Origin of the sequence: Geothrix alkalitolerans (genome assembly GCF_022808885.1) — a bacterium.
Classification (GTDB): Bacteria; Acidobacteriota; Holophagae; order Holophagales; family Holophagaceae; genus Geothrix; species Geothrix alkalitolerans.
Window position 1 is genome coordinate 87,008 of the sequence record NZ_JAKZLE010000006.1, and the last position, 12,187, is coordinate 99,194.

The window sequence follows — 12,187 nt, forward strand, 5'->3', positions numbered from 1 at the left end:
AGGCCCTATGCGCCGAATCTCGATGCTCCTGCTGCCCACGCTCCTCGCTTCGGGCGCAGCGCTACACGCCCAGTCCCCGCACATGGGCTTCAGCCTGAACCTCACCATCCCCACCGGGGAGTTCTCCAGCAAGACCTACCCGGCCTACTACAGTCCTTCCGCGGGCTACGTGATCCCCCCCCAGAAGGAGACCTACGACGTGGGCCTCGGCGGCAGCTTCACGGTCAGCTTCCCCGTCGACCGCAGCCTGGCGATCCGCCTGAACTTCAGCGGATCCGCCGAGAACGGGACCAATCGCGCCCCGGGCGAGACCACCATCAACCTTCGCCATTCCATGTTCAACCTGGGTGGGGACCTGCAGATCTTCCCCGAGGGGACCGCCTACCGGCACCGCGGCTTCTATTTCGTGGCGGGGCTCTCGGCGGACTTCGAGCAGTTCGATCGCAGTTTCGGCGATCCGCTCTACGACTACACGGACACCACCCGCAAGAGCCGCATGGGCGGATCCCTCGGCTTCGGCCACAGCTTCGGCTATGACGCGGGGTTGCGGTTCACGCTGGAGGCCACCTACCACAAGACCCTCACTTCCCACGACGTGGATGCCGGCGATCCCCCCGCCACCGACTTCGTGAAGGTCGGGTTCGGGTTCGTGTTCTAGGGTTTCTTCCACCGACGAAGAAGCGGCCCTCGCGGGCCGCTTCTTCATTCAGGGAAGGGCTCATTTCTTGGGAGCGGCCTTCTTCTTCCGGGCCTTGGGCCTGGCCGGCTCGGCCGGCTCGTCCTTGCCCAGGAGGGTGTTCACGAGGCGGGTGGCATCCTTGTTGGCGGGATCGAGCTTCTGGAGGCGGCGGGCGTAGGCCAGGCGCTCCTGCTGGGGCCGGGAATCGTCGGCCTTCACTTGCTCCACCTTCCCGGCCACGAAACGGGCGGTGCCGCCGGCCTCGGCGATCTCAGCCTTCTCGCGATCCAGGAACGCCTTCCAGTCCTCGGCAGCCTTGGTGGTGTTCACCTTGGTCTGGCGCAGCCGCTCGAGAATGCCGTCGATGTCTTTCAGGGCGCGCTCGCTGTGGGCGATGGCGGCCTTCTGCTCGTCCATGAAGATCCGGAGCTGCTGGCGGAGCTTCATCTGCTCCTGGGTCAGGCCGGGGGCCTCGTCCAGCTCCTTCAGCCGCGGGGCCTGCTTGTCCATGGCATTCCGGAATTCCTGGAGTTTGGCCTCGTGCTCGGCGCGAGTCTTGGCCAGCAGGGGCTCGGCCGTAGCCAGGTTCTCTTCGGCGGCGGCCTGCGCCTTCTGCAGATGGAGGACCGCCTCCTCCCAGCTGCCTTCGGCCACGCAGGCCCGGGCGGCCAGGCTGCGGAGGGCCGCGAGGGCGTGCATGTCGTTGTAGTCGGAGGGATTGACCGTGAGGCCCTCCCGGCCGAGAAGGGCCTCCACCCCGCGGCGGACGGTCGAGGCGTCACCCCGCTCCAGCTGGAGCTCCCAGGGACCCCGGACCTCCTTGAACCGATCCGTGAGGCTCTGGGCGCCCAGGCTGGCGGCCAGGGCGCAGGCAAACAGGATTCCGAGGCGGCTCATGGTCGCTCCCTCCAGGTCGTACGCGGCGTGCTCACTTCTTCTTGCCGGCCTTCTTGGTGGGCCTGGCTTCCTTGGCGAAGGGTTCCTTGCCCTGCTTCAGGTTGTCCAGGGCCTTCGTGGCCGTGGCGTTGCCGGGATCCAGCACCAGCAGGCGGTTGAGGAACGCGGCCTGGGTCTGCGTGCCGTTCAGCTTGGTGACGTTCTCGTGGTTGCGGAGCACCGCGTCCACCCAGTTCTTCTTGCCGACGATCTTGATCTTCTTCATCGCCTGCTCGGTGTTGAACTTGGTGATCTCGTCGTTCTGGCTGGCCAGAACCTCCTTGGCCTTGGCGAGGGAGGTCTCCGCGGCCTTCACCATGCCCTCGGCTTCCTTGCGGTTGTCGGCGAGCACCTTGATCACCTTGGGTGCGTTGGCGATGTTCTGCTTGTGGACCGGGAGGGCCGCGTTGATCTGGTCGAGCTCCTGCTGCTGTTCGGGGGCCTTCGCGGCCCGCGCCTTGAGGTCTTCCAGGCCCTTGGCATCCAGCTTCGTCTGCTTGGAGTTCACGGCCGCGATCTCGTCCTGCAGGGCCTTCAGGCCGGTCTGCAGCTCCTGCTGGCGGCTCGCGTGCTTGGCGATGTAGTCCTGGGAATCCTTGGCGGCCTTGTCCCACTGGGCGGCGATGGGGGACTGGGCCTTCTCCAGGTCCGCCTTGATCGCCTGGGCGGTCCTGAGCCGCTTGTCCTGGATCTCGAGGGCCTTCTCCCACTGGCCGGCCTCGGAGGCGGCGTTCGCCCAGAGGCGATAGAAGGAGAGGAGGCCCTGGGCATTGTCCATGCTCTGGCCGATGGTCTGGAGGTTGGCGCCGTTGAACGCGGGGCGCTCGGCGGGGATCAGGCTCTCCACCTTCTTCATGGCTTCCTGGGCCTGGAAGGTCTTGAGCATCTGATTGACCCCGGGCAGTTCCGCATTGAACCGCTGGGTCAGGTCGATGGGGGCGGGGGCCTGGGCCACCAGCGCCACGGCGGGGAAGAGGATGAGAGGCATCGGGCGCATGGGCACTCCGTAAAAGTCCAGGCTCCAGGGTAGCGAAAAGGCCCAAGGCCTGCCCGCCCCAAGGACAACTTGTGATGGGATCAGCCTTCCTGCCGCTTTTCCTCCAGCTCCAGCCAGGCGATCTCGAGATCCTCCAATTCCGCGCGGGCCGCGTCCTGGTCCTTCAGGGCCTGATGGCCCGGGCTGTCGGCCCGCAGGAAGGCCGATGGGTCGGCCAGGGCCCCATCCAGCTCGGACAGGCGGGCATGGAGGGTGTCCATCGCCTGCTCCACCTCGGCGAGACGCCGCAGCTCCTTCTGGGAGAGCCCCGGCTTGCGGGCCCGCGGCACCGCGGCTTTCACCGCGGCGCGGGCCGCCTCGGGCCGGGCCGCCTCCAGGGAGGCCGCCCGGGCCTCCCGCAGGCTGCGCACGGTGGAAGGCGCGCCTTCATAGAGTTCCCAGCGGGGTGAACCCTCGCCGTTCCAGGCCAGCGTGTGGGTCGCCACCTGATCCAGGAAGAAGCGGTCGTGGCTCACCAGGAGCAGCGTGCCCTGGAAGCCCAGCAGGGCCTCCTCCAAGTTCTGGAGGGTGGGGATGTCCAGGTCGTTGGTGGGCTCGTCCAGCACCAGCAGGTCGGCCGGACTGAGCATGGCCTTGGCGAGCAGGAGGCGGTTGCGCTCGCCGCCGCTGAGGGTGGCCGCGCTCCGGTTCTGCTGGTCCACCGGGAAGCCGAAGCGGGTGAGGTAGACGTGGGCCAGCAGGGTGCCGCTGCCGGTGTCCACCACCGCGGCGCGGTCCGCCAGGTTGTCCAGGATGCTGCGGGCGCCGTCGAGCTCACCCCGCCCTTGGGAGATGGTGGTGGTGGCGAGCTTCGGATGGCGGTACACCTCGCCCTCGAGGGGCTCCAGGTCTCCCAGCAGCACCTTCAGCAGGGTGGACTTCCCGCAGCCGTTGGGGCCCAGCAGGGCCACCCGCATCCCGCGCTGGAGGCTCAGGTCGAGGCTATCCAGCAGCTCGGGTCCGCCGGGGTAGGCGAAGTGCAGGCCCTCGGCGCGGATCAGGGCGTCGCTGCGGTTGCCGCCGGCGGCGAAGGCGAGCCCCTGGCGCGCCTCCAGGCGGGTGCGGTCCTCCACCGTGTCCTTGAGGTCGAGCACTTCCTGGATGCGCAGCTTGGACTTGCGGGTGCGGGCCTTCGCGCCGCGCCTCAGCCAGGCCATCTCGCGCCGCAGGCGGTTCTGCATGTGCTCCGTGAGGCGGGCCTCGCGGAACTCCCGGTCCGATTTCTCCAGCAGGTAGTCGCTGTAGCCGCCCTCGTAGCTGCGGAGCCCGCCGTCCTCCAGCTCCAGCATCCGGGATACCACGGCGTCCAGCAGGTGGCGGTCGTGGGTGATGAGGAGAAGGGCGCCCCCGAAGGCCTGGAGCCAGGCTTCCAGCTTCTCCACCTGGTCAGGGTCCAGGTGGTTGGTGGGCTCATCCAGCACCAGCACGTCCGGCTCCTTGAGCCAGGCCTGGGCCAGGGCCACGCGCTTGCGCCAGCCTCCGGAAAGCGATTCCACCTCGGCGTCCAGGTCCTCCAGGCCCCAGGTGGTGGCCGCCGCCTTGAGGCGCGGCTCGAGATCCCAGCCCCAGTGCTCGATCTGATGTTCCACGCTTTGCAGTTCGTCAAGCAGCCTTGCTTCCTCGGGGCCGGTTGCGCCATGGAGCGTCTCGTGGATCCGTTGGTGGCGGGCCAGCAGGGCCGCATGGTCCGCCAGGGCGGCTTCCAGGGCCTGCCGGATGCTGGCGCCCGGGGCGAAATGAGGCTCCTGGCTCAAGCGCGCAACGCGGAGTCCCTGGGTGATCACCACCTCGCCGGAATCGGGTGTCTCGTCCCCGGTCAGCAGCCGGAACAACGTGCTCTTCCCCGCGCCGTTGCGCCCGATGAGACCGACCTTCTCCCCCTGGAAGAGACCGAGGCTCAGTCCGTCCAGAATGGCTGTCGCGCCATAGCGTTTCGTGACATTGATCAAACTCAGGGCGATAGAAGGCAAGAAGGGCTCCTAAGACCTTCCAGAATCCCATGGATGGGGAGATCCTTGCCCGCAAAGAATTCCGTGAGGTCGCCATGTCCCTTCAGGAAGAACTCCAGATGTCGAAGCTCCCGTCCCCGGGGGTCCAGCTCGTGCTGCAGCTGATGCTGACGCGGGAGGCCGTCGTCCGGGTCCAGGAACGCCTCTTCGAGGCCCATGGCCTCACCATTCAGCAGTACAACGTCCTGCGCATCGCCCGGGGCGGCCCGGCCAAGGGGCACCCCATCTACGAGATCGAGCGGCGCATGATCTACCGCTTCGCGAACGTGACGCGCCTGGTGGACCGCCTGGAGGCGCAGGGGCTGCTCAAGCGGGTGGCGGACCCCAAGGACCGGCGCGTCAGCCGCGTCGTCATCACGCCCAAGGGACGGCGGCTCATGGAGCGCCTCGACGAGCCCGTGCGCAGCATGGCCGCCCAGATGACCAGCTGCTGCGACGAGCAGGAGTGCCTGAACATGTCGGTCTGGCTGGAGCGCCTGCGGGAGCACTGCCTCCACCAGGAGGAGACGGTTCAGGAAGACCTGGTGGGCGCCATCAACTGATCCAGCAGCTGGTAGGCGGCCGGTTCGGTCACGCCGTCCAGGCGCAGCCAGCGGCCCTGTCCGAGGTCCATCCACAGGAGGCGCGAGGCGGGATCCCACCAGCCCTGGCGGAAGGTGCGGGCGCCCGCCAGCCGCCGGTTCCCCTTGAGTTGGGCCTGCCCGGGGCGGGGGACGGCCTCCACCTTCCAGGTTCCGTTCAAGGTGAGGGTGCCCTGCCGCAGGTTCCACCGCCCGCCTGGCAGGCGGAGGACACTCCCGTCGGAGGTCGCCACCCGATCGCCTTCGATGCGGATGCCCTTGCCCCAGGGGGCAGAGCCTTCACGCTCCGGAATCCAGCGGACGCCTGAGAAGGCCTGGGCCGCGCCCTCCCAGCCCACGCTGCCGAGGTCGGAGAGATCCGTGTCCCCGAGCTTGATGCGGAGGGCCGAGGCCGGGGCCTGGTCGAAGGTGGGGTCCACGGGCACCCAGCGGTCCTTCAGCTTCACCTCGACCCAGAAGTGCAGGCCAAGGGTCTCGCCCAGGCCCACCCAGCCGGTGACGCCGCGGGCGGGGACGCCCAGGCGGCGCAGCAGGGCCACAGCCAGCACCCCATGCTCGGTGCAGTCGCCCCGCGGATTGCGGCAGACCTCCAGGGCCGAGGCGAAGCCCACGGTGAAGTCCTTGTCGGAGATCCAGTCGAAGACGAAGGCGGTCACACGCTTCGCCACCTCCCAGCGCGGCAGGCCTGGAGGCAGGGCCATGCGCCGGAGGAGGCCGTCGAAGGCGGGATCACGGAAGGGCACCAGGGGGCTGGGGGCCAGGTAGCGGGCCTCTTCCGGCGCCGGAGTGCCCGTCACGGGGGACTGGGCCGCTTCCGCGGCGCTGGGCGGCGCCGCCTGGGAGAGGCGCCACCGGCCATCCGGGAGCCGCGTCTGCTGGGCGTCCTCGGGCAGGGACGGCGGGGATCCCTCGGCCCGCAGCGTCAGGCTCTGCAGCCAGGGCTGGAAGGGGTGGGGCGGCAGGGTCTGGAGGGTGCGCTCGAAGAATCCCGTGGCATCGCCGGCGCGGGCCTCGGGCGGGGGAAGCTCCGCACGCTGCATCAGGATGGCGAGGCCGCCCAGGTCGGTCTTCTGGCGCAGCTCGCCCGCCGTGGGCGAAATCCAGACTTCAACCGGCGCCGACGACGCGCCCTGGGTCTCCTGGCCGGTGAAGCGCACGGCGTCCGGAAAGCCGGGAAGCGGCACCGCCCCTGCCGGTTCGAGGCTGAGGGTGCTCCACTGCTGGACCGGGAAGGAGTAGGTGATCACCTTCACGGGACGGCGCAGCCGCGCGGCCTCCATGAGGCGGGCGTCGAGATCCTCGGGCCAGAGCAGCGCGCCGTCGGGCACCTGGGTGCGCAGGGCCGCCCCGTTCAGGGGATGCAGGTTCAAGGCACGTGGATCCGACGGCGACCACTCCGCCCGGCCCTCGAAGGGCTCCTTGGAGAGCTGGAGCCGCCAGGTGAAGGTCATGGCGCCGTCCGTGCCGCGGCGGGCGGTCTGGTCCACTTCCTGCCGGATCTCCTGGCCGAGGCGCGTGATGGACAGCCACTCGCGGTTCCGCACTTCGCGGACGCCGCCTCGGGTCTTCGTCTCCTGGGATGCTCCGCCCACTTCCTGTCCGCCCACCCATTGGCGGTAGGTCCGGACCGGGGCGTCCTGGGCGAGGAGGATCCCGCCGAGGGCGGCTGCGGAAAGGAGGGATGCGCGCATCCCTCCAGTCTATCGGTTGAATCCGGGCAGACTGGAAGGGTGATCCGGACCTATGCCGCCATCGTGCTCAAGGCCGTGCCCTTCGCCGAGGGCGGGGCCGTCGTCTCTTTCCTGTCCGAGCACGGGGAGCGGCTGTCGGGCCTGGCCAAGGGGGTGAAGAAGCCCACGGCCAAGTGGGTGGCGGCTTTCGAGCCGCTGGGCATGGTACGGGTGAGCTTCTTCGGCAAGGAGCAGACCGAGCTGAAGCGGGTCACCCGCTGCGAGCTGGCCTTCAGCCCGCTGACCCTCGGCCACCTGGAGTGCAGCCTCGTCATGGCCTGCTTGGCGGACCTCTTCGACCGGGTGGCCAAGGAGGGCGTGGAGGACGACCGCCTCTACCGGCTGCTGAGCGCCTGCGGGCGGGCCCTCAAGGCCGACCCGGACAATGCCCTGGGCATCCTGGCCTACGCCGAGCACTGGCTGTTGCACTGCCTGGGCCTGCTGCCCCACCCGCGGGTCTGCGGGCGCTGCGGGAAGGAGGTGGCGCCGCTGGTCCTCCTGAGCCCCGAACACGGCTGGTGCTGCGCGGAGTGCACGCCGGTGGATCCCGCCGAGGCCCTGCCTCCCGGGACGCGCGAATACCTGCGGCGCCTCCGCACCGGCAGCGCCGACGCGGCCCCGCGGCTGGATCCCGCGAACGAGGCCCAGGTGGCGGTCACGGCCCTGCTGCGCTCCCGCCTGATCCAGGAGCTGGGGGGCGGCCTCCGGAGCTATGAGGTGCTCTGGCGGACGATTTGAGGCCGCGGTTCCTGTTGGCCCAAATTTGCCTTGGCGGGGCCGCCGGCCGATGGGAACTCATGGCTTGAGGATGGGCATGAGGTTGGGGAGCGTCTTCGTGGGATTGGGCGGCATCCGCTCCTGGCTGGCGGACCTCGCGGTGTTGCCCCTCCTGGGCGCCGCGGCCTACCTCCTCTTCACGGCCTCGGCGTCGCTGCGGCCGGCGGAGGCCGCAGTTCTGATGATGGCGGCCGCGGGGCTGGTGCTGCTGGGACGCCGGTGGCTGGCCTGGCAGCGGAGCCTGGCGCCGGAGAGTCTGCTGGCGGACTGGGCCGGCCGCATCCTCCGGGGCGATCGCGCGCCGCTCGCGCCTCCCGCGGGCATGGCGCCGGGGGACCTTGAGGTGACGAAGGCGCTCAACCTCCTCCTGGAGGAAGGCCGCCTGATGGACGGGCGCCTGGAGTCCCTCCACCGGGCCGTCCTCCGTGAGTGGGCAGACCTGGATGGGTTGATGGGGCAGGTCCAGCAGCGGTCTGGCGAGGATCGGGCAGCGCAGGTCGCGGTCCGGAAACGGCTGGTGACCTTCGGCCGCGACCTCCGGGACGTGGTGGAGCGCTCCGTGAAGGTCGACCGGATCGAACTGGAGCTGCGGCTCAGGGCGGACCAGCACCGCATCCAGGGACAGGCTTTCAGGGCCGCCATGGAACAGGCCCAGGGGAGGCTCGAAAAGGTCGAAGGGCTGATGGACGACCTGAAGGAGACCTTCCCCCGCCTGCGGGAAGGCGAGGAATCCCTGGGGCGGCTGGCGGACGCCGGGGTGCGTCAGGGCGCGCGTCTCGACTTGGCGGTCAAGGGCCTGGCGACCCACACGCCGAGGCTCGTGGAGGAGACCCGGATCCGGGCGGAGCAGCTCCGGCGCTTCCGGACCTCGGCGGATGACCTGCGGGACCAGGCGGAGGCCCTGGCCCGCCGCATCGAAGGCTTCAGAGTCGAATCGCAGCGGCGGATCGACTCCTTCGGCGGCGCGCAGGGAGCCATCCACGTCATCGATCAGGCGGCCCAGCAGGCCGGCCTGCTGGCGGTGAACACTGCGATCCTCGCCCAGCAGGGCGGTGGCGGGCCCCGCCTGCAGACCATCGGCGGGCGCCTCCGCGGCCTGGCCGACCAGACTTCGCAGGGGGCGGCGGACCTGGGGCGGGTCCTCGATGAGCACCAGCAGGGCATGGAGCGGGAGAGCGCGGGACTGTGGGACCTCCAGGAGGTGACGCAGCGTCTCGGTTCGGGCATTCAGGAGCTCCTCCATGTGGCAAGCCATCTGGATCAGCAGGGACAGGACCTGGAGCGGACCTTGGAGGCCCAGGTGGCCCTGGTGGGGCAGGTGCAGGAGGCCTCGGATCGCGCGGAACAGTCCCTTCTCCAAATCGGCGAGTGTTCGGCGACCCTCCAATCGGCCCTGAGCCGCCAGTGGGGCGTGGAGGCCAAGGCGGCGGCCGAGATGGATCAGCTGGTCAGGACCGGCAGGCACATGGCCGAAGCGGGACGCGACCTCTCCCGGATCGCCCAGAAGAACATGGAGGAGATCCGGGGGATCCTCGAAGGCCACCAGGCCCTCCGCCAGAGCGAAGCCTACCGCCAGATTGCCCACGGCGACCTGGCCAGCCTCCTGGGACCCGAGGACCGGACGGATCCCGCGTGGAACCGGGTCGCCTGGGCCAGGGCCCAGCGCCGCCCGCGCCTGCTGGAATGCATGGGGCGCGCACGCCCCTTCGGCCGTCCGGACCCGACCGGGGGGATCCGGATGCTTGTCCTGGGGCTGGATGCCCTCGGACGTCCCGAACCCTCCGCCGTGGCGGATTGGTCCTGCGACGACGATGGCCAGGCCTGGCGGCTCGTCCTCGCCGAAGGCCTCGGCGCCGAGGACCATCGACATGCCTTGCAGGAGACGCTCAGGGAGAGCCCCCTGCGAGCCTGCCTTCCGGGCACGGAAGTCCATGTCTCCGCAGAGGGGGTCGATGTCCGACTGCCCTTCCCCTACCCGGGATTTCCCCGCTTCCTGGCGGGCCTCGGGCTCGACATGACCGTGGACCCCGCGGCCTGGCGAGCCCCGCTCCGCGAGATGGGCCCGCGGATGGCCCCCGTGCAGCGGTTCTTCTGGTGCGGGCCGGGCATGGAGCCCGTCCGGCGGAGCAGCCTCATGCGCCTGGTCCATGCCTGGGTCCGGGATGATCCGCAACATGAGACCTTCCTGCTGGGGTTGCCCTATGAAGGGCACCGGCCACCCTGTCCCTGGCTCGCGGGAAGCGACCCGGGCGAGCGCCTCGAGGCCCAGCCGAAGGTTCGATGCCTGGGCCTGGGGGCTGACGCCACAAGCCTCCGCCCGTTCCTGAACCGCCTGCTTCAGGCCGGGGCGCAGGAAGGAGAGGGGGAAGCGGTCCTCTGCGCGGCGGCCCTGGGCCACGACCATCCGGAGGCTCTGCTCCTGCGGCTCTTCCAGGCTGGCGCGGGCATGGCCGGCGCGCCCCATCCGGATCTGGCCCCGCTCCGCGCCCGCCTTCAATCGGAGGTGCTTGGCGGGCAGAGCTCCGATCCGTACCGCGCGGCCTGGCAGCTGTTGGAAGATCTCCAGCGCAAGGGGTGGGTGCTGCCACTGCCTTCCGCGGAGTGATCTGGAAGATCCCCGACCCTAATCCAGGTAGGTGCCTTGACAGCGGTGCTTCGCCGCCGATACCTGATGCAAGCGATCTTTGGACCTCCTCCAGACGGTGTGTGATCCAGGGCCCGGGATTGCCACCAACCTGATGTCCGCCGCCTTCGGTGGGCGTGGGTTCTGTGGAAGGCCACAGTCGCCACCCACAGGAGATCCCATGTCCATCCTCGCGCTCCGGCGCGGCCGGGGGCCTGCCTTCCCGGACCTTCCGCCCACCCTGCAGCCCCACGCCATCCTCGCTTCGGCGCCGCCTTCGGACACCTTCCGCGCGGCCTCGCTGTCCGCCTTGACCTACCTCCTGCTCGCCGGCGGGGCCGTGGCCATCGCGTCCTTCGGGCCGAAGGTCGTCCTGGCGCCGGCGCTTCCGCCCGCCCCTCCCTGGAGACCGATAGAGCTCGACGGGCCTCCGCGCCCGCGTCCCGTCGAACGTCAGGCGCCCACAGCCACCGGGAGCGTGGGAGGCGGCAGCGCCGCCGTCACCACCGGGGCGCCCACGCGGGCGGATCCGGTGGAGCCCGCCGCGGGCCTTCCCACCTTGGATCGCCACCTGGAGGTCCCCGGGGCAGGGCTCGCGCTTCCGGGCCCCGCCATCCCGGCCACCGGCCCCGCAGGTCCCGCGGCGGGCCCGGCGATCCACGACTTCACCACCACCGCTCCGGCGATCCTCCATCGCGTGGATCCCATCTACCCGGACCTGGCTCGCCGGGCCCATGTCCAGGGCACGGTGGTTCTGATGATGGTGGTGGATGAACGTGGCGTGCCCATGCAGGTGCGGGTCCTGGACGGCCACCCGGCCTTGCAGGATGCCGCGCTGCAGGCCGCCCGCCAGTGGCGCTTCGAACCCGCCCTGATGGATGGCCACCCGGCGGCGGCGAGCTTCCGGCTCACCCTGAACTTCCGGTTGAGGTGAGGGTGCCATGGTCACGAAGATCCGCAGCGACATCAACATCACGCCCCTGGTGGACATCGTCCTGGTGCTCCTAATCGTCTTCATCACCCTCGTTCCGGTCCTGCCCCGGGCCCTCGACGCCTCCCTCCCCGGGGGCGCCGGGGCCGGGGTCCCGGGACCGATCCTCCGCCTCACCCTCGGGGCGGACGGTTCGCTCGACCTGGATGGCGTGAAGGTCACGCTGGCTGAGCTGCCCGCGCGGATCCACGCGACGACCGGGAAGGTGGTGCTCCGGGTCCACCCTTCGCTGCCCCTCCACCGGGCCACGGGCGTCCTCGACGCCGTCAAGGCGGGCCGGCCGGAAGCCTTGCCGGCCCTGATCGCCACGCCGGAGGGCAGCTAACCGCGGGACTTTGGTACGACCTCCTGGATCGTGCTAGCCTCGACCCTTGTGGATCAGGGCGTCGCTGCTCGCAAGGGCAGAGGAAAGTCCGGGCTCCACAGGGTGCTGGGCCTGGTAACACCAGGGCGGGGCGACCCGACGGAAAGTGCAACAGAGAGCAGACCGCCGATGGATCTTCGGATCACAGGCAAGGGTGAAACGGTGGGGTAAGAGCCCACCGCCGGACTGGCAACAGGACGGGCACGGTAAACCCCCCAGGGAGCAAGACCAAATAGGCCGGCGCACCGCGCAAGCGGCGAGGGTTGACCCGACCGAGCCGGCGGGTAGGTCGCTTGAGTTGGATGGCGACATCCATCCCAGAGGAATGACGTCCCACGACAGAACCCGGCTTACCGATCCACCGGAGCCCCCGCAAGGGGGCTTCGCCGGTTCAAACCGGGGGTCCCGTGCTCGCGCGCACACCCCCGGACCCCCGAGCAGAGGCTCGGCGGAGCCGTGCC

10 protein-coding genes and 1 other RNA gene are annotated in these 12,187 nt (G+C 70.0%); 7 read left to right on the forward strand and 4 right to left on the reverse strand.

Features of this window, described 5'->3' with window-relative positions:
* Nucleotides 1-7 precede the first annotated feature (7 nt).
* Nucleotides 8-658, forward strand: a complete 651-nt coding sequence (locus MLJ35_RS12305) for an outer membrane beta-barrel protein (RefSeq protein ID WP_243384595.1) — start codon at nt 8-10, stop codon at nt 656-658.
* Between the two features lie 60 nt (nt 659-718).
* On the opposite strand, the gene MLJ35_RS12310 is transcribed toward MLJ35_RS12305, so the two are convergent.
* From MLJ35_RS12310 to MLJ35_RS12320, 3 genes are all read right to left on the reverse strand, one after another.
* Nucleotides 719-1,576 (reverse strand): hypothetical protein, encoded by an 858-nt coding sequence (locus tag MLJ35_RS12310; RefSeq protein WP_243384596.1) that lies wholly within the window; start codon nt 1,574-1,576, stop codon nt 719-721.
* Between the two features lie 31 nt (nt 1,577-1,607).
* Nucleotides 1,608-2,612, reverse strand: a complete 1,005-nt coding sequence (locus MLJ35_RS12315; RefSeq protein ID WP_243384597.1) for a DUF3450 domain-containing protein — start codon at nt 2,610-2,612, stop codon at nt 1,608-1,610.
* Between the two features lie 80 nt (nt 2,613-2,692).
* The gene (locus MLJ35_RS12320; protein WP_243384598.1) at nt 2,693-4,621 is read right to left on the reverse strand and encodes an ABC-F family ATP-binding cassette domain-containing protein; all 1,929 of its coding nucleotides are present in this window, start codon (nt 4,619-4,621) and stop codon (nt 2,693-2,695) included.
* Between the two features lie 74 nt (nt 4,622-4,695).
* Here MLJ35_RS12320 and MLJ35_RS12325 point away from each other — a divergent pair, with 74 nt between their 5' ends.
* On the forward strand, nt 4,696-5,202 hold the full coding sequence (locus MLJ35_RS12325; RefSeq protein ID WP_243316939.1) for a MarR family winged helix-turn-helix transcriptional regulator: 507 nt from the start codon (nt 4,696-4,698) through the stop codon (nt 5,200-5,202).
* Here the strand turns inward: MLJ35_RS12325 and MLJ35_RS12330 are convergent.
* The gene (locus MLJ35_RS12330) at nt 5,172-6,932 is read right to left on the reverse strand and encodes a transglutaminase-like domain-containing protein (RefSeq protein WP_243384599.1); all 1,761 of its coding nucleotides are present in this window, start codon (nt 6,930-6,932) and stop codon (nt 5,172-5,174) included. The two genes, MLJ35_RS12325 and MLJ35_RS12330, sit on opposite strands and share 31 nt — an antisense overlap.
* A gap of 39 nt (nt 6,933-6,971) precedes the next feature.
* Between MLJ35_RS12330 and recO the strand changes: the two genes are divergently transcribed.
* The 5 genes from recO to rnpB all read left to right on the forward strand — a co-directional run bounded on the left by recO (nt 6,972) and on the right by rnpB (nt 12,095).
* Nucleotides 6,972-7,709, forward strand: coding sequence for a DNA repair protein RecO (gene recO / locus MLJ35_RS12335; protein ID WP_243384600.1), 738 nt, complete (start codon nt 6,972-6,974; stop codon nt 7,707-7,709).
* Between the two features lie 76 nt (nt 7,710-7,785).
* Nucleotides 7,786-10,353 carry a coiled-coil domain-containing protein gene (locus MLJ35_RS12340; protein ID WP_243384601.1) on the forward strand — a complete coding sequence of 856 codons (2,568 nt, stop codon included), beginning with the start codon at nt 7,786-7,788 and terminating at the stop codon, nt 10,351-10,353.
* A gap of 199 nt (nt 10,354-10,552) precedes the next feature.
* Entirely contained in the window at nt 10,553-11,305 is a 753-nt protein-coding gene (locus tag MLJ35_RS12345; protein WP_243384602.1) for an energy transducer TonB, read from the forward strand.
* A gap of 7 nt (nt 11,306-11,312) precedes the next feature.
* Complete coding sequence (locus MLJ35_RS12350) at nt 11,313-11,687, forward strand: ExbD/TolR family protein (RefSeq protein ID WP_243324294.1); 375 nt, start codon at nt 11,313-11,315, stop codon at nt 11,685-11,687.
* A 45-nt stretch (nt 11,688-11,732) separates the two neighbouring features.
* An RNA gene (rnpB, locus tag MLJ35_RS12355) (RNase P RNA component class A) lies at nt 11,733-12,095 on the forward strand.
* Nucleotides 12,096-12,187 lie beyond the last annotated feature (92 nt).